This window comes from Burkholderia sp. BCC0506 (assembly GCF_902833145.1).
Classification (GTDB): Bacteria; Pseudomonadota; Gammaproteobacteria; order Burkholderiales; family Burkholderiaceae; genus Burkholderia.
The window spans coordinates 235,747-255,983 of record NZ_CADFEN010000005.1 but is presented as its reverse complement, the minus strand read 5'-3'; the positions used below and the strand labels follow the sequence as shown (position 1 = coordinate 255,983).

Genomic DNA, 20,237 nt, shown 5'->3' with positions numbered 1-20,237 from the left:
ATTACACCTTGAACGGATGGCGGAGCAGGATCGTTTCGTCGCGGTCCGGGCCCGTCGACACCATGTCGACCGGCACGCCAGCCACTTCCTGGACGCGGGCCAGGTACGCCTGCGCGTTCGCCGGCAGCGCGTCCCACGTCTTGATGCCGACCGTGCTTTCCTTCCAGCCGGAGAACGTTTCGTATACGGGCTCGCAACGCGCCACGTCGGCTGCGCCGCGCGGCAGGATATCCACGTCCTTGCCGTCGATTTTGTAGCCGACGCACAGCTTGACCTCGTCGAGGCCGTCGAGCACGTCGAGCTTCGTCATGCACAGGCCCGACACGCCGTTGATCTGGATCGAGCGGCGCAGTGCGGCCGCATCGAGCCAGCCGGTGCGGCGCGGACGGCCGGTGACCGAACCGAATTCCTTGCCGACGTTCGCGAGCGTGACGCCGACCTGGTCCTGGCGCTGCGGGTTGTCCGCATCGTACAGCTCGCTCGGGAACGGGCCCGAGCCGACGCGCGTGCAATACGCCTTCGTGATGCCGAGGATGTAGTTGAGCTTCTGCGGACCGACGCCCGCGCCCGCCGACGCCGCACCTGCGACGCAGTTGCTCGACGTGACGAACGGATAGGTGCCGTGGTCGATGTCGAGCAGCGTGCCTTGCGCGCCTTCGAACAGCAGGTTCTGACCCGCGTTGTTCGCGTCGTACAGGCGGCGCGACACGTCGGCCACCATCGGCTTCAGGCGGTCGGCATAGCCGAGCATCGTGTCGAGCGTGGCCTGGAAATCGACGGCCGCGCCGCCCAGGTACTGGGTCAGCACGAAGTTGTGGAAATCGAGGTTCTCGCGCAGGCGATCGGCGAAGGTCTTCGCGTCAAACAGGTCCTGCACGCGCAGCGCGCGGCGGCCAACCTTGTCTTCGTATGCGGGGCCGATGCCGCGGCCGGTCGTACCGATCTTGCCGGCGCCCTTGCGCGCTTCGCGCGCCTGGTCGATCGCGATGTGGTACGGCAGGATCAGCGTCGTGGCTTCGGAGATGAACAGACGGTCGCGCACGTTCACGCCGGCTTCTTCGAGCTCGCCGATTTCCTTGAACAGTGCTTCGGGGGACAGGACGACGCCGTTGCCGATGTAGCAGGCGACGCCTTCACGCATGATGCCCGACGGAATGAGGCGCAAGATCGTCTTCTTGCCGCCGATGATGAGGGTGTGGCCGGCGTTGTGACCGCCCTGGAAACGCACGACGCCCTGAGCGTGGTCCGTCAGCCAGTCGACGATCTTGCCCTTGCCTTCATCACCCCATTGCGTTCCCACGACGACGACGTTGCGCCCGGGAGTCACGTTCACTGCGCTGGCAGACATGTTGATTCGTTAGCTGGTTAAAAACGTATTCTACCTATGTTCGCGGGCGATTCCGAATTTTTCCGTTTCGCTTCAACGATATGCACGCCGAAGCACGGCCCGCGAACGCCTGTTTATCGGGGCTCGACCACCCATGCGCCGTTGCGCTCGACGAGCGAGCGATCGCACGCGAATTCGTCGAGCACGTGGTCGTGGCCCGGCAGCGCCTGGATCACGACCTCGCCCGCATCGCGCAGCGCGGCGACCGCCGCGCCCAGTGCGTCGTCCTGCGCCCACGGCGCGAGGATCGCCGTGCCGCGCGCCTCGACCGGCGAAATCCGTGCGAGTTCGCGCAGGTCGAGCGAGAAGCCGGTTGCCGGACGGGCCCGGCCATAGGCCTGCCCCACGTGGTCGTAACGGCCGCCGCGCGCAATCGCGTTCGGCACGCCGTCGATGTAGGCGCTGAACATCGCGCCGCTGTGGTACGCGTAGCCGCGCAGGTCGGCGAGGTCGATCGCGACTTCCGCGCCCTTCGCCTGCGATGCAAGCTGCGCGAGATCGTCGAGCGCCTGCGTGATTTCGGGCAGCACCGGCAGGCGCGCGCGCGCCTCGGCGAGCACGCTCGCGTCGCCGTACAGGTTCGGCAGCGCGCGCAGCGCGGCACGCGTATCGGCGCCGAGATCGTCGGTGAGCTCGTTCAGCAGCGGCACGTCCTTGCCCGACAGCGCGTCGTACAGCGACTCGCCGCGCTCGGCGGCCTGCGCGTCGCGCGCCAGCAGCGCCGCGAGCACGCCTGCGTGCCCGAGGTCGAGGCGGATGCGCGACAGGCCCGCCAGATGGAGCGCGTCGAGCATCAGCTGCTGGATCTCGAGATCGGCTTCCAGCCCGGCGTGCCCGTAGATTTCGGCGCCGATCTGGATCTGCTCGCGCGTCGCGTGCAAGCCGCGCGGGCGCGTATGCATCACGTGCCCCGCATAGCAGAGGCGCGTCACGCCCTGACGGTTCAGCAGGTGCGCGTCGATCCGCGCGACCTGCGGCGTGATGTCCGCGCGCAGGCCGAGCGTGCGGCCCGACAACTGGTCGACCAGCTTGAAGGTGCGCAGGCGCAGATCGGCGCCGCCGCTCGTCAGCAGCGATTCGAGATACTCGAGCAGCGGCGGCATCACCATTTCGTAGCCGTACGAACGGAAGCGGTCGAGCAGCCTGCGGCGCAGCTCCTCGATCTTGCGCGCTTCCGACGGCAGCACGTCGGCGATATTCTCGGGAAGTAACCAGGTCGACATCGGTACGGTCCTACGACGGGAAACGGCGCGCGACACGCGCGCCGCGAGTTGAATCGGAACTTCGAAATCGGGCGGAACGAACGGCGGATGCGCCGTCCGGATCGGGGCGCCGATCAGGTCGCGAGCAGCAGCAGCACGAGCCCGAGCACCATCACGATCAGCCCGCCGATCCGGATATGATGCGGCGGCCGCTCGGCTATTCTACGAAACGTGTCGCGCCAGGCGACGGGAAACACGAAGGGGAACGCCCCCTCGATGATCAGCATCAGCGCTACTGCGAGCAACAACGAGCCAGCCAGGTCCATGCGAGCGACGGCGCCGCTCGACGCGGCGCCCCAAGGTCAATGTTTGCGGGGAGCAGGCGCCGCCGGTGCGGCGCCGCCCGTCGGGCTGCGCATGAAGCGGAAGAACTCGCTGTCGGGATCGACGACGATGATGTCGTTGCGCTTGAACGTATTCCGGTAGGCCTGCAGGCTCGCGTAGAACTGATAGAACTGCGGATCGCGGCCGAACGCATCGGCGGCGATCGTCGCGGCCTTCGCATCGCCCTCGCCCTTGATCGTCTGTGCCGACTTGTACGCGTTCGCGAGCACCGCCTGCTGCTCGCGCTCCGCGTCGGCCTTGATCTGCTCGACATCGGCCGCGCCTTGCGCACGCGCCTGGGCCGCCTGATCGCGCAACGCACCGATCATCCGCTGATAGACGGCGTCCGTCTGCGCGGCCGGCAGGTCGACACGCGTGAGCTGGACGTCGACCACGTCGACGCCGAAACCGGACGCCTGCGCCTTCGCCGCGTCGCGCGCCGCATCGGCGATCACGCGCTGGCCGCCGAGGGCGTCGTCGAGCGCGCGCTTGCCGAACGCGTCGCCGAGCGCACCCTTCAGCTCGCCGGACAGCCGTTCGGCCGCTGCCGACGGGTCGCCGCCCGTCGCCGTGAAATATTTCATCGGATCGCTGATCCGGTACTTCACCGCGTACGCGACGAGCAGGTCGTGCTTGTCTTCGGTTGCCAGCTGCAGCGGGTCGGCCGACTCCAGCGACTGCAGGCGCGTATCGATCAGCGTGGCCGTCTGCAGCGGCGGCGGCAGCTTGAAATGGACGCCGGGGCCCGCGAGCTCCGGCTGCGTGCCGTCGCGGCCCGACAGCACGGCCGCATGGCGCGGATCGACGGTGAGGACCGTCGACGATGCCGCGAAGGCGACGATCACGATTGCGACGACGAGCGCAATGATTCGGTTCATGTTCTGCGTTCCCCGTTACTTCGTATCGTCTTCACGCGAGCGGCTGCGAAACGCTTCGCGCGATCGCAGCACGTCCGCACCCGACGCGGCGGCGGCCGGCGCGGCGCTCGCCGGCGCGGCAGCGGCTGCCGACGGCGCGGTGGCTGCAGCTGCCGCCGGGGCCGACGCCGCATCGGCGGCGGACGCGCCGGTCGACGCAGCGGCGTTTTGCCGCCCCTGCTCGACGAGCTTGTCGAGCGGCAAGTACACGACGCTGTTGCCGCCCTTGTTGCCGACGAACACCTTCGTCGCGTTCGAATAGATTTCCTGCATCGTCTCGAGGTACATCCGCTCGCGGATGACCGCAGGTGCCTTCGCGTACTGCGCGTAGACCTGCTTGAAGCGGTCCGCGTCGCCTTCGGCTTGCGTGACCACGCGGTCGGCATACGCCTTCGCTTCGTCGACGAGCTTCGCCGCGTCGCCCTGCGCCTTCGGCAGCAGGTCGCTCGCGTAAGCCTGCGCGGCGCGCTTCGCGGCCTCGCGTTCGTCGCGCGCCTTCGCGACTTCGGCGTACGCGGCCTGGGTCTGGTCGGGTGCCGCGACGCTCTGCATCGTGACGGCCGTCACCTCGAGCCCCGACTGGTAGCGATCGAGGTCGCGCTGGATCGCGGCGGACAGCTGCTCGCGCAGCGCATCGCGATCCTGGTTCAGCATGTCGGCCGCACTGCGCGTGCCGACGATCGCGCGCACCGCGGCCTGCGCGGCCTGGGACACGCTGCGTTCGGGATCGACGCTGCGGAACAGGTAATCGGTGGCGGAACGGATCCGGTACTGAACGATGAAGCGGACGTCGACGATGTCGGCATCGCGCGTCAGCATCGCGGCTTCCTTCACGTTGGCGAGGCGCACGACGTTATTGCGGCCGATCTCGATCGAGCGGACCTGCGACGTGTCGACGATCTCGTGCGACGCGAACGGATACGGCGCACGCCAGTGCACGCCCTGGCCGACCGTGCCCGACAGCTTGCCGAGCTGCAGCACGACGCCCGTCTGGCCTTCCTGCACCACGAACAGCCCGCTACCGGCATAAACCGCGACCAGCACGCCGATCACGATGCCGACGCCGACCCGCGCGGCCCGGCCATTGTCCGGACGGAAGCCGTTACCGCCCTTGCCGCCGAACAGGCCGCTCAAGCGCCGGTTGAAGTTGCGCCACATCTCGTCGAGATCGGGCGGACCGTCGCCGTCGCCGCCTGGCGGACGCTTCGATTCGTTCGCACGCGGACGGGATCCGTCGTTGCCCTTGCCCTCACCACGCCCCCAGCGGGGATCGTTGATCGACAGCAAGGCGCGCATCCGCCGCCAGGTACTCCGCTCGTTGTATTCGTTCACCAGAGTTTGTTCACCAGATTGGACGCCGGCGAACCGGCCGGGACCGGTTAGCGCCCGTGTTCGGAAATCGTGTGGTCTTCGTGCGGTTCAGCGGACGTGCCATCGAGCGCGTCGGACAACGTCGCGCTGGAAAGGTGTTCCGCGGAGGCGATTTCGGCGATGGCGGCACGCAACGTATCGAGACCCTGACCGGTGCGCGCGCTCAAAAAGACGCGCGAAATATTACCATACTCGTCCCGCTCGACCGCGTCGCCGCGGGCCGCCAGCTCGGGCACGGCGTCGATCTTGTTGAACACCAGCACCTGCCGGATCGTGTCCGCGCCGATCTCGTGCAGCACGCCGTTGACCTGCTCGATCTGCTCGAGCCGGACCGCGCTCGACGCATCGACCACATGCAGCAGCAGATCCGCATGGATCGTTTCCTCGAGCGTCGCGCGAAACGCCGCGACGAGCTGGTGGGGCAGCTCGCGGATGAACCCGACCGTATCGGACACGACGATCTGGCCGACCTCGTCGCCGAGGTACACGCGCCGCGACGTCGTATCGAGCGTCGCGAACAGCTGGTCGGCCGCGTACGCCTGCGCTTTCGTCAGCGCATTGAACAGCGTCGACTTGCCCGCGTTCGTATAGCCGACGAGCGACACCGACATCGTGCCGCTGCGCGCGCGCTGCCGGCGCTGCGTGCTGTGCTGGCGGCGCAGCCGGTCGAGACGCGATTTCAGCATCTTGATGCGCTCGCCGATCAGCCGGCGGTCGGTTTCGAGCTGGGTTTCGCCGGGGCCGCGCAGGCCGATACCGCCCTTTTGCCGCTCGAGGTGGGTCCACGCGCGAATGAGCCGGGTCGACAGGTATTGAAGCTGCGCGAGCTCGACCTGCAGCTTGCCTTCATGGCTGCGGGCACGCTGCGCGAAGATGTCGAGAATGAGGCTCGTGCGATCGACCACGCGCCTGTTAAGCGCCTGCTCCAGATTGCGTTGCTGGGCCGGCGCCAATGCGTGGTTGAAGATGACGATTTCGACGTTGTGCGCGTCGCAGGCAAGCCGCAGTTCATCGGCTTTGCCGCTGCCGATGAACATCTTGGCATCGGGACTGGCGCGACGCCCCGTGAGGGTGACGGCGGGACGGGCCCCCGCGCTGGAGGCGAGAAGACTGAGTTCTTCGAGACTGGCCTCGAAATCGGTCTTGCCGAAATCGATGCCGACGAGCGCTGCGTTGATCAAATTATCGGGTGTCAAGATAAGGCGGCTGGCATCGGTCGCTCGCGGCGACCGGATGCCGGCCGCTGCGATGGGTTAGGACGAAGCTTCCGCGTCCGGGTGGAAATTCACCGGGCGCGCCGGCACGACCGTCGAGATGGCGTGCTTGTAAACCATCTGGGTCACCGTATTACGGAGCAACACGACGTACTGGTCGAACGATTCAATGTTCCCTTGAAGCTTGATGCCGTTGACGAGGTAAATCGAAACGGGAACGTGCTCTTTGCGCAGTGCGTTCAAAAACGGGTCTTGTAACAATTGCCCTTTGTTGCTCATGGCGTACTCCATCTTTTTTTGCAGGTTGATCTGGATTGGCGACGAAGAAAAAGAGATCCGCCGCCAATCGCTACACTATAGCCGATTTTGCCTGCCCCGCCCGGGCATAGGCCTTGCGGCCTAGCCGTTGCGGGACGTGCTTCAGCCCTTGTCCGCGTACGGGTTGTTCGACGAGCGGAACTCTATGCGCAATGGAGTCCCGGTCAGCGAGAAAGTTTCGCGGAACCGGTTTTCCAGGTAGCGCTTGTAGGTTTCCGTCACCGCGTCGAGCGCGTTGCCGTGGATCACGATGATCGGCGGATTCTGGCCACCCTGGTGCGCGTAGCGCAATTTCGGACGCACCGGGCCGCGACGGCGCGGCTGCTGGAATTCGACGGCCTCGATCAGCGCGCGCGTGAGCTTCGGCGTCGGCAGCTTCGACATCGCCGCCGCGTAGGCATCGTCGACCGAGCGCATCAGCGCGCCGATACCCGTCTTCTTCGCGGCCGAAATGAAGTGCGATTTCGCGAAGTCGAGGAATTTCAGCTTGCGGGTCAAATCCGCTTTCGCGCGATCGCGCGCGTGGTCGTCGAGGCCGTCCCACTTGTTGACGCCGATCACGAGCGCGCGGCCCTGCTCGACGACGAAGCCGGCGATGTGCGCGTCCTGGTCGGAAATGTCCTGCTGTGCATCCAGCAGAAGAATGACGACGTTCGCGTCGGAGATCGACTGCAGCGTCTTCACGACCGAGAACTTCTCGATCGCCTCGAACACCTTGCCGCGGCGGCGCAGGCCGGCCGTATCGATCAGCGTGTATTTCTTGCCGTTACGCTCGAAGTCGACGTAGATCGAATCGCGCGTCGTGCCCGGCATGTCGAACGCGATCACGCGGTCTTCGCCGATCAGCGCGTTGACGAGCGTCGACTTGCCGACGTTGGGACGGCCGACGATCGCGATCTTGATGCCGCGCGACGGGTCGTTCTCGTCCTCTTCCTCCGGCCGGTCCGCATAGGCCACCGCGAGCGCCTCGTTGATCATGTCGGTCACGCCGTCGCCGTGCGCGGCCGAGATCGCGCGCGGATCGCCGAGCCCCAGCTCGTAGAACTCGGACGCGACCGACGTGTACTTCATCCCCTCGGCCTTGTTGACGACGAGGAAGATCGGCCGGCCGGTCTTGCGCAGGTAGTCGGCGATCGACTTGTCCTGCGGCGCGAGCCCGTTGCGGCCGTCGACGATGAACACGACGATATCGGCTTCCTCGACGGCCTGCCGCGTCTGGCGCGCCATTTCGTGCAGGATGCCGTCCTTCGCGACGGGTTCGAAGCCGCCCGTATCGACGACCAGGTACGGCCGCTCGCCGACGCGCCCTTCGCCGTAATGGCGATCGCGCGTCAGGCCCGGCAAGTCGGCGACCAGCGCATCGCGCGAGCGCGTGAGCCGGTTGAACAGCGTGGATTTCCCCACATTGGGGCGCCCAACGAGGGCAATGACCGGTTTCATCTGTGTTTTCTACGGTGAAGCGCAGCAGCGGGAGGCCCGCTGCTGCGGGCGGCTGCGCTGAATGAAAATATCACGAATTCGCGCCGCGCCGGATGCGCGCGCCCGACGCGCGTCCTGCGCGCCGTCGTCTTTCGTCTCGAACTGCCTTTCAAATACCGAGCGGCCGGGAACGCCGGCCGCCTTCAAGTCGCGCGGCCGCGGCGCGCGGGACCCGCCCGCCGCGCCACGGCCGCACCTGTTTGCCGCGCGTCAGCGCGGGCGGAACCCGTACAGGCCGCCGTCCTTCGTCTGCACGACGAGCGTATTGCCCGCGAGGACCGGCGCCGCCGTGATCGCGCTGCCGTCGGTCTTCATCCGCGCGATGAAGCTGCCGTCCTCGCGCGACAGGAAGTGCACGAAGCCCTTGTAATCGCCCATCACGACCGCATGCCCGAGCAGATACGGCACGCCGACGTCCCGGCTCTTCAGCTTGTCGTTGCGCCAGAGCTGATTGCCCGTGGCCGCATCGTACGCGGTGACGACCGACCAGTCGTCGCCGCCGGCGACCACCGCATCGTCCTGCGCGACGCCGCTGCGGCTCGAGAACGGCTTTTCCCACAGCGGACGGCCCGAGTTCGCATCGAAGCAGCCGAGCTGACCCTGGAACGTCACCGCGCAGGTTTGCGCGCCGACGAGCGTCGGCGGGCCGCTCACGTCGTTGATGCGCTCGACCTCGGTCACGCCCTTCGGGAACGACACCGGGGTCTGCCAGAAGGGCTCGCCCGTCTGCAGGTTGATCGCGACGAGGCCGCCGCCCGGGAAGCCCGCGAGCACGGCCGCGTCGCCCGCGAACGTCATGCCGGCCGACACGCGCAGATTCAGCGGCACCGCGCGGTTGCGGTAGTTCCACTTCTGCTCGCCCGTCTGTGCGTTGAACGCGATCACCTGGCCGTCGATCGTGCGGACGATCACGAGGCCGTTGCCGACGAGCGGCGGCGAGAAGATCTCGCCCTGCACGCTGGTCTTCCACAGTTGCTTGCCGTCCGGGCCCAGCACGAACACGCCGCCCTTCAACGCGCCGACCGCCGTCAGGTTGCCGTCGCTGCCGACACCGGCCGACAGGTCAGAGCCGACCTTCGAGCGCCACAGCGTCTGGCCCGTCTTCGCGTCGATCTTCTCGACCGAACCGTTTTCGCCCGCCGCATAGACGGCGTCGCCCACGGCCACCGGCGAGAACAGATAGCGCCCGCCCTTGCCGACGCTCGCCTTCCAGACCTGTTGCACGTCCATGACGGGCTTGAACTCGGTGAGCGGCGTCGGCACGCGTCGCGCGTCCTTCGACGACGAGCACGCCGCCAGAGCGAGGACAGCCGCCGCGCAGGCAACGGGCACAGCGTAACGTTTCAGCAAATTCATCGGTTAGCGAAGCAGAGTTAAGAGGTTGAGGGGGCCGGAATTCAGCCGCCGAGCGCGTCCAGCTTGAACTGCACGAGCTGGCGCGCGGACTGGTCGTCCTTCGACAGGCCGTCGAGCGCAAGCTTGTAAGCCGCGCGCGCATCGTCGGTCTTGCCTTGCGCGGCAAGCAGATCGCCGCGACGATCGGCCACGAGGCCCTTGAATGCATCGACCGGCGTACCCGAGAGCAGCGCGAGGCCCGCATCGTACGCCTTCTCGTCGAGCAGCAGCGACGCGAGGCGCAGCTTCGCGATCTGCTTGTACTCGTCGTCCTTGGCGTGATCGACGGCCCATTGCAGCTGCGCCTTCGCGCCTGCCGCATCGCCGGCCGCATAGAGCGTCTTCGCGGCCGCGAGCGCCGTCATCTGCGCATACGGCGTGCTGCCGAACTTGTCTTCCATGTCGGCAGCCGCGCGGGCCATCGTCGCCTTGTCGTTCGCGGCGGCAGCTTTCTGGACCTGCTCGTACAGCCCGGACGCCTCGGCGGCCTGACGGCGCTGCCAGTAGTTCCAGCCGTTGAAACCGGCCGCGACGACGAGCGCCGCGAGCACGATCCACGTGGTGAGGTTGCCCCAGCGGGCCCACCACGCCTTGAGACTTTCAATCGATTCTTGTTCGTCGTGATAACTCATCGGCGAGCGATTCCTTCCTGTTCAGGCTTTTCTTGTCGAGCGGATGCCAGCGCGATCAGTCGTCGCCGTCTTCGGCGGATGCAACCATCGCATTGATTAGGAATTCGGTCAAGCTTTCGACCGGTACGGTCTGCTGAACGTTCTTTTCCCCTTCCGCACCCGCGCCGCGCAACGCTTTCACACCCACCGTGCCGTTCGCGACCTCTTCTTCGCCGAAGATCACCGCGAACGCGGCGCCGCTCGCATCGGCCCGCTTCATCTGCGACTTGAAGCTCGCCGGCGCGCCGTCGGCGCTGCAGTGGAAGATCACGTCGAGGCCCGTATCGCGCAGACGCTCGGCCGCGATGAACGCCTGTTCGCGCGCGGTTTCGCCCTGGTGCACCACGTACACGTCGACACCTTCCTGCTCGGGCGCGAGATCCTCTTCCTTCAGCAGCTCGAGAATGCGCTCGATGCCCATCGCCCAGCCGCACGCGGCGGTCGGCTTGCCGCCGAGCTGCTCGATCAGCGGATCGTAGCGGCCGCCGGCCGCGACCGTGCCCTGCGCGCCGAGCTTGTCGGTCACCCACTCGAACACGGTCAGGTTGTAGTAGTCGAGGCCGCGCACGAGACGCGGATTGATCTTGAACGGAATGTTGTTCGCGAGCAGCAGGCGCTGCAGCCCTTCGAAGTGCGCACGCGATTCGTCGCCGAGGAAGTCGATCAGCTTCGGCGCGTTCTGCGCGATGTCCTGCAGCGCGGGATTCTTCGTGTCGAGCACGCGCAGCGGATTCGTATACAGGCGACGCTTCGCGTCCTCGTCGAGCACGTCGGCAAACTGCTCGAGGTACTTGATCAGTTCGACGCGATGCGCGGCGCGCTCTTCGGCGAGGCCGAGCGAGTTGATCTCGAGCTTGATGCCGGTCAGGCCGAGATCGTCCCACAGGCGCTGGCACATCATGATGATCTCGGCATCCGCATCCGGGCCCGCGAAGCCGAGCGCCTCGACGCCGACCTGGTGGAACTGGCGATAACGGCCGCGCTGCGGACGCTCGTGACGGAACATCGGGCCGATGTACCACAGGCGCTTCGGCCCGTCGTACAGCATGTTGTGCTCGATCGCCGCGCGCACGACGGCCGCGGTGTTTTCCGGGCGCATCGTCAGGTTCTCGCCGTTCAGCGCGTCGGTGAAGCTGTACATCTCCTTCTCGACGATGTCGGTGACTTCGCCGATGCCGCGCGTGAAGAGCTGCGTATGTTCGACGATCGGCGTGCGGATGTTCTGGTAGCCGTACGCGCGCAGCAGCGATTTCACGGTAGCTTCGAAGAACTCCCACAGGCCGGCATCCTGCGGAAGGATGTCGTTCATGCCCTTGACGCCGGTGAGCTTCTCGATCTTGCGTTTCTGTTCAGTCATCGTTCGTGTGTGTGGACGAATTAGTTCAGGGCCTCGGTGCGGCCGTAATTGCGTGCGACGTAGTCGCTGACGATCTGCTGGAATTCCTCGGCGATCCGCTCGCCGCGCAGCGTCTTGACCTTCTCGCCGTCGATGAAGACGGGCGCGGCCGGGTTTTCGCCCGAACCCGGCAGGCTGATGCCGATGTTCGCGTGCTTCGATTCGCCCGGGCCGTTGACGATGCAGCCCATCACCGCGACGTTCATCTTCTCGACGCCCGGATATTCCTTGCGCCAGACCGGCATCTGCTCGCGCAGGTAGGTCTGGATCTGCATCGCGAGCTCCTGGAACAGCGTGCTCGTCGTGCGGCCGCAGCCCGGGCACGCGATCACCATCGGCGCGAACGAGCGCAGGCCCATCGTCTGCAGGATTTCCTGGCCGACGATCACTTCGCCGGTGCGCGGCGCACCCGGTTCCGGCGTGAGCGAGATGCGGATCGTGTCGCCGATCCCCTCTTGCAGCAGCACGCCGAGCGCCGCCGTCGACGCGACGATGCCCTTCGAGCCCATGCCGGCCTCGGTCAGCCCGAGGTGCAGCGCGAAGCCGCAGCGTCGGCCGAGTTCGCGGTACACGGCGATCAGATCCTGCACGCCGCTGACCTTGCACGACAGCACGATGCGGTCGCGACCCAGGCCGAGCTCGACCGCGCGTTCGGCCGAGCCGATCGCCGACTGGATCAGCGCCTCGTACATCACGCTCTGCGCGTCCCACGGCTGCGCACGCGCGGCGTTCTCGTCCATCATCCGCGCGAGCAGGTCCTGGTCGAGGCTGCCCCAGTTCACGCCGATCCGCACCGGCTTGTCGTACTTCACCGCGGCCTCGATCATCTGCGCGAACTGCGTATCGCGCTTCGCGCCCTGACCGACGTTACCGGGGTTGATCCGGTACTTCGACAGCGCCTCCGCGCAGCCCGGGTAGTCGCGCAGCAGCAGGTGACCGTTGTAGTGGAAATCGCCGACGAGCGGCACGGTCACGCCCATCCGGTCGAGCTGCTCGCGAATCGCCGGCACGGCGGCCGCGGCTTCGGGCGTGTTGACCGTGATGCGCACCAGTTCGGAGCCCGCATTCGCGAGTTCCTTGATCTGGATCGCCGTGCCGATCGCGTCGGCCGTATCGGTATTCGTCATCGACTGCACGCGCACCGGCGCGTCGCCGCCGATCGTCACGAGCTGCCCGCCCCAGCGGACATCCACCGCATGCGATACGCGGCGCGGCTGATGCCCGCCGAACACCGGCTCGGTTGAACAAATCTGACTGCTGCGTGGGGATTGAGCTTCGGATTGCATCGATAGATCCATTTACGCGGAATGCGCCGCGACGCGGCGCATGAATTGAAAAAGCGCCGTGCCCTCACGGCCTGCCGACATCGGCGGCAGGCCTTCGCCACGGCGCTTGACGTCAGGGCAACGTGAACCGCGCCACGTTACCCCGCGCTGCCGAATATTTTGCCGGATCGACCGGTTTTCCGTCGAACGCCACCGTGTCGAGGCCGGCCTTGTTGCCGATCGTGACCTTGAACGGCCCGTCGCCGGCAACCTGCTTCGTTTCGCCGGCACGCACCAGCGCCGAGAACAGCTCCTTGCCGCTCTTGTCGCGCACGCTGAACCAGCAATCCTGCTTGACCTTCAGTTCGATCATCGACTGACCTGCCGCCACCACGACGCTCGCCGGCTGGGCCGGGGCAGCCGTGCTCGCCGCCGCCGTCGTCGCCGCGGGCTGCGACGCAACCGCCGTCGCGACCGGGGCCGCAGGCGCCGGGACAGCCGACGCGATCGCCTGCGCCGGGGCAGCCGATGCAGCAGCCGGGGCCGAGACCTCGTTCGCGACCGTGGCCGACGCGCCGTTCGTCGCCGCCTCTTCAGCAGGCGACGATGCCGCCGCCGCGCTCGCCGCCGACGCATGTTCGGCGTCGCCGCCCTTGAAGCGCGCGAGCAGGCTCGACGAATCGCCGCCAGTGTGCCACATCAGCACGGCGATCACCGCGACGATGACGGCCCCCGTTCCCCACAGCCACGGATGGTGGCGCGACGAGCCGCCGAGCGGAATCGACACGCGGCCGCGCGGCAGATCCGTCCCCGACGAAGCAGGCATCGACAGGTCGACTTCCGGCACCCCGCGCTCGCGGCGCAGCGCCTGCGCGAACGGTTCCGGATCGACGCCGAGCATCTTCGCGTAGCTGCGCACGACACCGAGCGCGAACGTCACGCCGGGCAAATGGCTGATGTCGCCGGCCTCGAGCGCCCGGAGCTTTTGCGGCGCGACCTTGAGGCGCGCCGACACGTCGTCGACCGACCAGCCCTTCGTCTCGCGAAGCTGCGCCAGCCGGCTGCCGACCGCCGCCAGCGATTCCAGTCCCGCCGGTGCCGGCTGTGCGGCATTCGTCTCTGCGCCGTTAGACGGCTGCGGCTCACTCATCCTTGTCCTCGCGTCGATTCTTCTTCACTGGCGGCTGCCGCCGGCTCCCGCCGGCCGGCACCCGCAACTGTCCATACCATGCGCGGCGCCGAGGCGCCGCGACCGATCGCTATTCGCGTGTTGCACCGCCAAAGGGTTCGGGCACCCCCGGCCAGGTGCCCCCGTCAAACTGCCCGAACTTCGATGATTTTTCCTGCTGCGCCCGTTCGTTCCGCGAGGCGCGTGCGATCCTTCACCGCGCCGGCCAGTTGCCCGCATGCGGCGTCGATGTCGTCGCCGCGCGTCTTGCGCACGGTCGTGACGACACCCGCGTCGATGAGGACCTGCGCAAAGCGCTTGATCTGCTCCGGCTTCGAGCGGATGAGGCCCGATTCCGGAAACGGATTGAACGGGATCAGGTTGAACTTGCACGGCACGTCGCGCGTGACGGCCAGCAGTTCGTGCGCATGCGCTTCGGTGTCGTTGACGCCGTCGAGCATGCAGTATTCGAAAGTGATGAAGTCGCGCGGCGCGACCTTCAGATAGCGCTGGCACGCAGCCATCAGCTCGCGAAGCGGATACTTCTTGTTGAGCGGCACCAGCTCGTCGCGCAGCGCATCGTTCGGCGCATGCAGCGAAACGGCCAGTGCGACCGGCAGCTCGGCGCCGAGACGGTCCATCATCGGCACCACCCCGGACGTCGAGAGCGTGACGCGACGGCGCGACAGGCCGTACGCGTTGTCGTCGAGCATCAGCCGCATCGCGGGCACGACCGCGCTGTAATTCAGGAGCGGCTCGCCCATGCCCATCATCACCACGTTGGTGACGACCCGTTCGGCCTTGCCGTTCGGGCCGGGCGCGCGGCCCAGCGACGCGCGCAATGCAAATTCGGCCATCCGCAGCTGGCCGATGATTTCGGCTGTCGACAGGTTGCGGGAGAAGCCCTGCTTGCCCGTCGAACAGAAGCGGCAGTTCACCGCGCACCCGGCCTGCGACGACACGCACAGCGTGCCGCGCGTCTCTTCCGGGATGAACACGGTTTCGACCGCATTGCCGTTTCCGACGTCGATCAGCCACTTGCGCGTGCCGTCGGTGGAAACGTGATCGCTGACGATCTCCGGCATCACGATCGATGCGCGGCCCTTGAGTTTTTCCCTCAGGGACTTCGCGAGATCGGTCATGCCGTCGAAATCGCCGGCGTTGTACTGGTGGATCCAGCGCTGCAACTGCTTGGCGCGGAACGGCTTCTCGCCCAGGCTGCCGCAGTACGCGACAAGACCCTCGGCGTCGAAGTCGAGAAGATTGACGGAAGTTTCGCTCGTCATGATGTGCTGCCTTGCCGCGTGCGCTGGATCCTGCCTACTTGCTGTCAGCCAGGGCTTAACGCGAGTAAACGTTCATTTCCGGGAAGAAGAATGCGATTTCGACCGCGGCCGTTTCGGCAGCGTCCGAGCCGTGCACGGCGTTCGCGTCGATGCTGTCGGCGAAGTCGGCGCGGATCGTGCCCTTTTCCGCCTTCTTCGGATCCGTCGCGCCCATCAGGTCGCGGTTCTTCAGGATCGCGCCTTCACCTTCCAGAACCTGGATCATCACCGGGCCCGAGATCATGAAATCGACGAGGTCCTTGAAGAACGGACGTGCCGCGTGAACTGCGTAGAACTTCTCTGCGTCAGCACGCGACAGGTGTGCCATGCGCGCTGCGACGATCTTCAGGCCGGCGCCTTCGAAACGGCTGTAGATCTGGCCGATCACGTTCTTTGCCACCGCATCCGGCTTGATGATCGACAGGGTGCGCTCGATTGCCATAAAAACTCCAAGAAATTAAGAAGTTACAGGTTCAAATGAATCCGCTATTGTAGCACGATCCCGTGTATCATTGCGATTGAACCCTTACACGAATGAAAGGTTCAGAATCCATATGTTTTGTGCCGCCGGCCCATTGAAACCTCGCGGCACGGAACGTATCTTAGCCATAGCTGCCCCGGTTTGCTGCGCCGCACATCGCGTGCGCCGAACCGGCCCCGGACGCCCACGCGTTCAATGTTAGGAGAAACCATGAACGACTATCCGTACAATTTCGGCCGCGGCGGTTCCGTCAGCACCGTCGAGGTTCGCAACCGCGTGCTGCGCAACACGTACTGGCTGCTCGCGCTGTCGATGGTGCCGACTGTGCTGGGCGCCTGGGTCGGCGTCGCGACGGGCTTCTCGCTGTTCGCGGCCACGAGCCCGATGATGAGCCTGCTCGCGTTCTTCGCGATCGCGTTCGGCTTCATGTTCGCGATCGAGCGCACGAAAAACAGCGCGGCCGGCGTGTTCGTGCTGCTCGGCTTCACGTTCTTCATGGGCCTGATGCTGTCGCGGCTGCTGAGCTTCATCCTCGGCTTCTCGAACGGCCCGTCGCTGATCATGCTCGCGTTCGGCGGCACCGGCATCATCTTCGCCGCGATGGCGACGATCGCCACCGTCAGCAAGCGCGATTTCTCGGGGCTCGGCAAGTGGCTGTTCATGGGCGTGATCGTGATCCTGCTCGCGTCGGTCGCGAACATCTTCCTGCAACTGCCGGCGCTGATGCTCACCGTGTCGGTGCTCGCGATCGCGATCTTCTCGGCCTACATGCTGTTCGACGTCCAGCGCGTCGTGAACGGCGGCGAGACGAACTACATCTCGGCCACGCTCTCGATCTACCTCGATCTGTACAACGTGTTCACGAACCTGCTCGCGCTGCTCGGCATCTTCGGCGGCAACCGCAACTGACGTTCGCTGCGCACCACGAAAAAACCGGCCCGCGGGCCGGTTTTTTTACGTCCGCCGCCCGGCTCAGTCGCGCTCGAACAGCGCGATCGATTCGACGTGCGACGTATTCGGGAACATGTTCACGACCCCGGCGCCCTTCAGCCGGTAGCCGGCCTCGTGCACGAGCAGGCCCGCGTCGCGCGCGAGCGTCGACGGGTTGCACGACACGTAGACGATGCGCTTCGGCAGCGGGCCCTCGCCGCTCTGCGCGATCTCGGCCAGCGCCTTCGACACCGCGAGCGCGCCTTCGCGCGGCGGGTCGATCAGGAACTTGTCGAATGCGCCGAGCGCGCGCAGGTCGTCGCCCGTCACTTCGAACAGGTTCCGGCACGCGAACGTCGTGTGGCCGTCGACCCCGTTCTCGCGTGCGTTCGCCAGCGCACGCGTGGTCAGCGTGTCGCTGCCCTCGATGCCCATCACTTCGCGCGACAGCCGCGCGAGCGGCAGCGTGAAGTTGCCGATCCCGCAGAACAGGTCGAGCACGCGGTCGTCGCGCGACGGCGCGAGCAGGCGCAGCGCGCGGCCCACCAGCACGCGGTTGATCTGGTGGTTGACCTGCGTGAAGTCGGTCGGCTTGAACGGCATGCGGATGCCGAATTCCGGCAGCGTGTAGTCGAGCGACACGTCGAGCGGATAGAACGGCGTCACCGTATCGGGGCCCTTCGGCTGCAGCCAGAACTGCACCTTGTGCTCGTCCGCGAACGCACGCAGCAGCGCTTCGTCGGCCGCGTTGATCGGCTCCAGCACGCGCAGCACGAGCGCCGTGACCGTCGAGCCGACCGCCAGTTCGATCTGCGGCATCCGGTCGCGAATCGACAGTCCTTCGACGAGCCGGCGCAGCGGCACGAGCATCGCCGACACGTGCGGCGGCAGCACTTCGCAGCTCGTCATGTCGGCGACATAGCTGCTCTTCTTCTCGTGGAACCCGACCAGCACGCCACCCTTCTTCGCCACGTTGCGCACGGTCAGGCGCGCACGGTAGCGATAGCCCCACGACGGTCCGTGGATCGGCGCGAACATCGTTTCGGCGCGCAGCTTCGCCAGGTGCCACAGGTTGTCCTCGAGCACGCGCTGCTTGACCGCCACCTGCGCGCGCATGTCGAGATGCTGCATCGAGCAGCCGCCGCAGGTACCGAAGAATGTGCATTTCGGCTGCGTGCGCATCACGCTCGGACGCAGAATGTCGACGACCGTCGCCTGCTCGTAGCTCGGCTTGCGGCGATAGCTCGAATAGGTCACGCGCTCGCCCGGCAGTGCGCCTTCGACGAAGATCACCTTGCCCGGCCCGCCGTCCTCGGTCATCGTGCGGCCGACACCGCGCGCTTCCATGTCGAGCGATTCGATCTCGAGAACCGGGGCGGGCCCGGGCGCGACGGGCGCGTTTTTCGATTTGCGCGCAGAAGTGGGGACGGCTTCGGACACCAGCTTTTCCTGACAAACGTTGAAGAAGGCGAGATTGTAGACGACGAAGGCCCCCGCCGCGTGCTTTGCATGAGGCCGGCGTCGGCCCTTGGGCACAAATCGTGCTGCGCCGGGCCCGGACCGCCACGCAATGCGGCTTCGGGATCTGCCTGCCACCGGCCGGGCCACGGAACTCGGCGGACAATGTCCAAGGCTCACTATCCCCTTCCGCCCGACAGGAGATTCGACCATGCGATTGATCGACTGGAACATCCAATGGGGTCGGGACGCGGACGGCGTCGTCGATCTTCCCCGCACCGTCGCGGCCATCCGCCAGCTCGGCGATTTCGACGTGCTGTGCCTCCAGGAGGTCACGCGCGGCTTCGACGCCCTGCCCGGCCGGCCGGGGCCCGATCAGTTCGCCGAACTGGCGGCGCTGCTGCCCGGCTATACGATCGTCGACGCCATCGGCGCGGACCTGCCGGCCGTCCGGCCGGGCGCACCGCGCCGCCAGTTCGGCAACGCGATCGCGACGCGGCTGCCGCTCGGGCGCGTGCTGCGCCAATCTCTGCCGTGGCCGGCGGACGCCGGCACGCCGTCGATGCCGCGCGTCGCGCTCGATGTCGAGTTGCAGGCGCCGTTCGGGGCGCTGCGCGTGGTCACCACGCATCTGGAGTATTACTCGGCGCGCCAGCGGCTTGCGCAGGTCGACGCGCTACGCGACCGGCACCGCCAGGCCTGTGCGCACGCGGTACACCCGGCTCCCGCCGAAACCGCCGACGGGCCGTTCAGCGCGACCGGACAGCCGCGCGATGCGATCGTCTGCGGCGATTTCAACAGCGCATTCGGCAGCGATGCATACCGGCGTTTCCTGGAGCCGATGGCCGACGCGCCGAGTTTCGTCGATGCGTGGGTCGCACGGCATCCTGGCCTTACGCCGCCGCCGACGGCCGGCGTCTACGATACGGTGCAATGGTCGGAGGGCCCGCTCGCATGCGATTTCGTATTCGTGACCGACACGCTGCTGCCGCGCGTAGCCCGCTGCGAGATCGACGGCGACGTACGTGCGTCCGATCACCAGCCGGTGCTGCTCGACCTCGCGTGATCGCGCCGGTCGTCGCGCAGGCCGCCGTCGCTATGCGGCGAAGCCGGCCAGGTACTCGGCCCAGTGCGGCGCCGGCTCCAGCGCAAGCGCGTTCTTCACGAGCAGGATCTCGTCCGCGTATTCGCTCGGCGTCAGCCCGCCGCGCATCAGCTGAAACCGGCAATACAGCAGATACGTGTTGACGACGTCGGTTTCGCAATAGTTGCGGATTTCGTCGATGCGCCCGTCCTGGAACGCCGGCCACACCTGGCTGCCGTCCATCCCGAGCTTGCCCGGAAAGCCGCACAGCTTCGCGAGCGCGTCGAGCGGCGCGTTGGCCCGTGCTTGATACATCGCGAGCACATCCATCAGGTCGGTATGCCGCGAGTGATAGCGCGAGATGTAGTTGTTCCACTTGAATTCGCGGTCGTCCTCGCCGAGATCCCAGTAGCGGGTGGCGGGAATGCCGTGCACGAGCGCGCGGTAATGCAGCACCGGCAGATCGAAGCCGCCGCCGTTCCACGACACGAGCTGCGGCGTGTATTTCTCGATCACGCGGTAGAACGACTGGATCAGCGTCGCTTCGTTGTCCTGCGGCGTGCCGAGCGAGCGCACGCGAAAACCGTTGTTGTCGCGGAACACGCACGAGATCGCCGCGATCCGCTGCAGATGGTGCGGCAGGAAATCGCTACCGGTCTTCTCGCGGCGTGCGGCAAACGCATGTTCGGCCACCGCGGCATCGTCGAGCGTCGCGGGCAGGTCTTCCAGACGGCGAATGCCGTCGACATCGGGAATCGTCTCGATGTCAAAAACGAGAATCGGTGTCATCAG

At 66.6% G+C, this 20,237-nt stretch carries 19 protein-coding genes; 2 read left to right on the top strand and 17 right to left on the bottom strand.

Annotated features, from left to right (window positions below):
- Window position 1 precedes the first annotated feature (1 nt).
- The 15 genes from HWX62_RS13710 to ndk all read right to left on the bottom strand — a co-directional run bounded on the left by HWX62_RS13710 (window position 2) and on the right by ndk (window position 15,934).
- A complete protein-coding gene (locus tag HWX62_RS13710) occupies window positions 2–1,348 on the bottom strand; it encodes an adenylosuccinate synthase (protein ID WP_175929064.1) in 1,347 nt (448 codons plus the stop codon).
- 113 nt (window positions 1,349–1,461) lie between these two features.
- Window positions 1,462–2,610, bottom strand: coding sequence for an ATP phosphoribosyltransferase regulatory subunit (locus HWX62_RS13705; RefSeq protein ID WP_175929063.1), 1,149 nt, complete (start codon window positions 2,608–2,610; stop codon window positions 1,462–1,464).
- Window positions 2,611–2,723: 113 nt separating this feature from the next.
- Complete coding sequence (locus tag HWX62_RS13700) at window positions 2,724–2,915, bottom strand: DUF2065 domain-containing protein (protein WP_006478685.1); 192 nt, start codon at window positions 2,913–2,915, stop codon at window positions 2,724–2,726.
- 36 nt (window positions 2,916–2,951) lie between these two features.
- Window positions 2,952–3,851: a protease modulator HflC gene (hflC, locus tag HWX62_RS13695; RefSeq protein ID WP_175929062.1), complete on the bottom strand. Its 900-nt coding sequence runs from the start codon at window positions 3,849–3,851 to the stop codon at window positions 2,952–2,954.
- A 15-nt stretch (window positions 3,852–3,866) separates the two neighbouring features.
- The gene (hflK, locus tag HWX62_RS13690) at window positions 3,867–5,222 is read right to left on the bottom strand and encodes an FtsH protease activity modulator HflK (RefSeq protein WP_175929061.1); all 1,356 of its coding nucleotides are present in this window, start codon (window positions 5,220–5,222) and stop codon (window positions 3,867–3,869) included.
- 47 nt (window positions 5,223–5,269) lie between these two features.
- A complete protein-coding gene (gene hflX, locus HWX62_RS13685; RefSeq protein ID WP_175929285.1) occupies window positions 5,270–6,442 on the bottom strand; it encodes a GTPase HflX in 1,173 nt (390 codons plus the stop codon).
- Between the two features lie 72 nt (window positions 6,443–6,514).
- Complete coding sequence (gene hfq, locus HWX62_RS13680) at window positions 6,515–6,754, bottom strand: RNA chaperone Hfq (protein ID WP_006399927.1); 240 nt, start codon at window positions 6,752–6,754, stop codon at window positions 6,515–6,517.
- Window positions 6,755–6,895: 141 nt separating this feature from the next.
- The gene (gene der / locus HWX62_RS13675) at window positions 6,896–8,233 is read right to left on the bottom strand and encodes a ribosome biogenesis GTPase Der (protein WP_175929060.1); all 1,338 of its coding nucleotides are present in this window, start codon (window positions 8,231–8,233) and stop codon (window positions 6,896–6,898) included.
- A gap of 249 nt (window positions 8,234–8,482) precedes the next feature.
- A complete protein-coding gene (gene bamB, locus HWX62_RS13670; protein ID WP_175929059.1) occupies window positions 8,483–9,628 on the bottom strand; it encodes an outer membrane protein assembly factor BamB in 1,146 nt (381 codons plus the stop codon).
- 41 nt (window positions 9,629–9,669) lie between these two features.
- Entirely contained in the window at window positions 9,670–10,299 is a 630-nt protein-coding gene (locus HWX62_RS13665) for a tetratricopeptide repeat protein (RefSeq protein ID WP_006478678.1), read from the bottom strand.
- Between the two features lie 55 nt (window positions 10,300–10,354).
- Window positions 10,355–11,695 carry a histidine--tRNA ligase gene (hisS, locus tag HWX62_RS13660; protein WP_175929058.1) on the bottom strand — a complete coding sequence of 447 codons (1,341 nt, stop codon included), beginning with the start codon at window positions 11,693–11,695 and terminating at the stop codon, window positions 10,355–10,357.
- A 20-nt stretch (window positions 11,696–11,715) separates the two neighbouring features.
- The gene (gene ispG / locus HWX62_RS13655; RefSeq protein WP_175929057.1) at window positions 11,716–13,020 is read right to left on the bottom strand and encodes a flavodoxin-dependent (E)-4-hydroxy-3-methylbut-2-enyl-diphosphate synthase; all 1,305 of its coding nucleotides are present in this window, start codon (window positions 13,018–13,020) and stop codon (window positions 11,716–11,718) included.
- Window positions 13,021–13,132: 112 nt separating this feature from the next.
- Window positions 13,133–14,149, bottom strand: coding sequence for a helix-turn-helix domain-containing protein (locus HWX62_RS13650; RefSeq protein WP_175929056.1), 1,017 nt, complete (start codon window positions 14,147–14,149; stop codon window positions 13,133–13,135).
- Window positions 14,150–14,313: 164 nt separating this feature from the next.
- Window positions 14,314–15,453: a 23S rRNA (adenine(2503)-C(2))-methyltransferase RlmN gene (gene rlmN / locus HWX62_RS13645; protein WP_175929055.1), complete on the bottom strand. Its 1,140-nt coding sequence runs from the start codon at window positions 15,451–15,453 to the stop codon at window positions 14,314–14,316.
- Between the two features lie 55 nt (window positions 15,454–15,508).
- Window positions 15,509–15,934, bottom strand: coding sequence for a nucleoside-diphosphate kinase (gene ndk, locus HWX62_RS13640; RefSeq protein ID WP_040144283.1), 426 nt, complete (start codon window positions 15,932–15,934; stop codon window positions 15,509–15,511).
- A 249-nt stretch (window positions 15,935–16,183) separates the two neighbouring features.
- Between ndk and HWX62_RS13635 the strand changes: the two genes are divergently transcribed.
- Entirely contained in the window at window positions 16,184–16,882 is a 699-nt protein-coding gene (locus HWX62_RS13635) for a Bax inhibitor-1/YccA family protein (RefSeq protein ID WP_175929054.1), read from the top strand.
- Window positions 16,883–16,945: 63 nt separating this feature from the next.
- Here HWX62_RS13635 and rlmD read toward each other — a convergent pair whose 3' ends face one another.
- Window positions 16,946–18,250 (bottom strand): 23S rRNA (uracil(1939)-C(5))-methyltransferase RlmD, encoded by a 1,305-nt coding sequence (rlmD, locus tag HWX62_RS13630; RefSeq protein WP_347879937.1) that lies wholly within the window; start codon window positions 18,248–18,250, stop codon window positions 16,946–16,948.
- A 322-nt stretch (window positions 18,251–18,572) separates the two neighbouring features.
- On the opposite strand from rlmD, the gene HWX62_RS13625 reads away from it, so the two are divergent.
- On the top strand, window positions 18,573–19,427 hold the full coding sequence (locus HWX62_RS13625; protein WP_175929052.1) for an endonuclease/exonuclease/phosphatase family protein: 855 nt from the start codon (window positions 18,573–18,575) through the stop codon (window positions 19,425–19,427).
- Window positions 19,428–19,457: 30 nt separating this feature from the next.
- On the opposite strand, the gene HWX62_RS13620 is transcribed toward HWX62_RS13625, so the two are convergent.
- Complete coding sequence (locus HWX62_RS13620) at window positions 19,458–20,234, bottom strand: 3'-5' exonuclease (protein WP_175929051.1); 777 nt, start codon at window positions 20,232–20,234, stop codon at window positions 19,458–19,460.
- Window positions 20,235–20,237: the final 3 nt, after the last annotated feature.

Excerpts from the sequence above, each read along its gene's own strand:
- HWX62_RS13650 (WP_175929056.1), bottom strand. The coding sequence starts at position 14,149 with ATGAGTGAGCCGCAGCCGTCTAACGGCGCAGAGACGAATGCCGCACAG.
- HWX62_RS13710 (WP_175929064.1), bottom strand. The coding sequence starts at position 1,348 with ATGTCTGCCAGCGCAGTGAACGTGACTCCCGGGCGCAACGTCGTCGTC.
- HWX62_RS13700 (WP_006478685.1), bottom strand. The coding sequence starts at position 2,915 with ATGGACCTGGCTGGCTCGTTGTTGCTCGCAGTAGCGCTGATGCTGATC.
- HWX62_RS13705 (WP_175929063.1), bottom strand. The coding sequence starts at position 2,610 with ATGTCGACCTGGTTACTTCCCGAGAATATCGCCGACGTGCTGCCGTCG.
- hfq (WP_006399927.1), bottom strand. The coding sequence starts at position 6,754 with ATGAGCAACAAAGGGCAATTGTTACAAGACCCGTTTTTGAACGCACTG.
- HWX62_RS13665 (WP_006478678.1), bottom strand. The coding sequence starts at position 10,299 with ATGAGTTATCACGACGAACAAGAATCGATTGAAAGTCTCAAGGCGTGG.
- hflC (WP_175929062.1), bottom strand. The coding sequence starts at position 3,851 with ATGAACCGAATCATTGCGCTCGTCGTCGCAATCGTGATCGTCGCCTTC.
- ndk (WP_040144283.1), bottom strand. The coding sequence starts at position 15,934 with ATGGCAATCGAGCGCACCCTGTCGATCATCAAGCCGGATGCGGTGGCA.
- rlmN (WP_175929055.1), bottom strand. The coding sequence starts at position 15,453 with ATGACGAGCGAAACTTCCGTCAATCTTCTCGACTTCGACGCCGAGGGT.
- HWX62_RS13620 (WP_175929051.1), bottom strand. The coding sequence starts at position 20,234 with ATGACACCGATTCTCGTTTTTGACATCGAGACGATTCCCGATGTCGAC.
- HWX62_RS13635 (WP_175929054.1), top strand. The coding sequence starts at position 16,184 with ATGAACGACTATCCGTACAATTTCGGCCGCGGCGGTTCCGTCAGCACC.
- der (WP_175929060.1), bottom strand. The coding sequence starts at position 8,233 with ATGAAACCGGTCATTGCCCTCGTTGGGCGCCCCAATGTGGGGAAATCC.
- hisS (WP_175929058.1), bottom strand. The coding sequence starts at position 11,695 with ATGACTGAACAGAAACGCAAGATCGAGAAGCTCACCGGCGTCAAGGGC.
- ispG (WP_175929057.1), bottom strand. The coding sequence starts at position 13,020 with ATGCAATCCGAAGCTCAATCCCCACGCAGCAGTCAGATTTGTTCAACC.
- HWX62_RS13625 (WP_175929052.1), top strand. The coding sequence starts at position 18,573 with ATGCGATTGATCGACTGGAACATCCAATGGGGTCGGGACGCGGACGGC.
- bamB (WP_175929059.1), bottom strand. The coding sequence starts at position 9,628 with ATGAATTTGCTGAAACGTTACGCTGTGCCCGTTGCCTGCGCGGCGGCT.
- rlmD (WP_347879937.1), bottom strand. The coding sequence starts at position 18,250 with ATGGAAGCGCGCGGTGTCGGCCGCACGATGACCGAGGACGGCGGGCCG.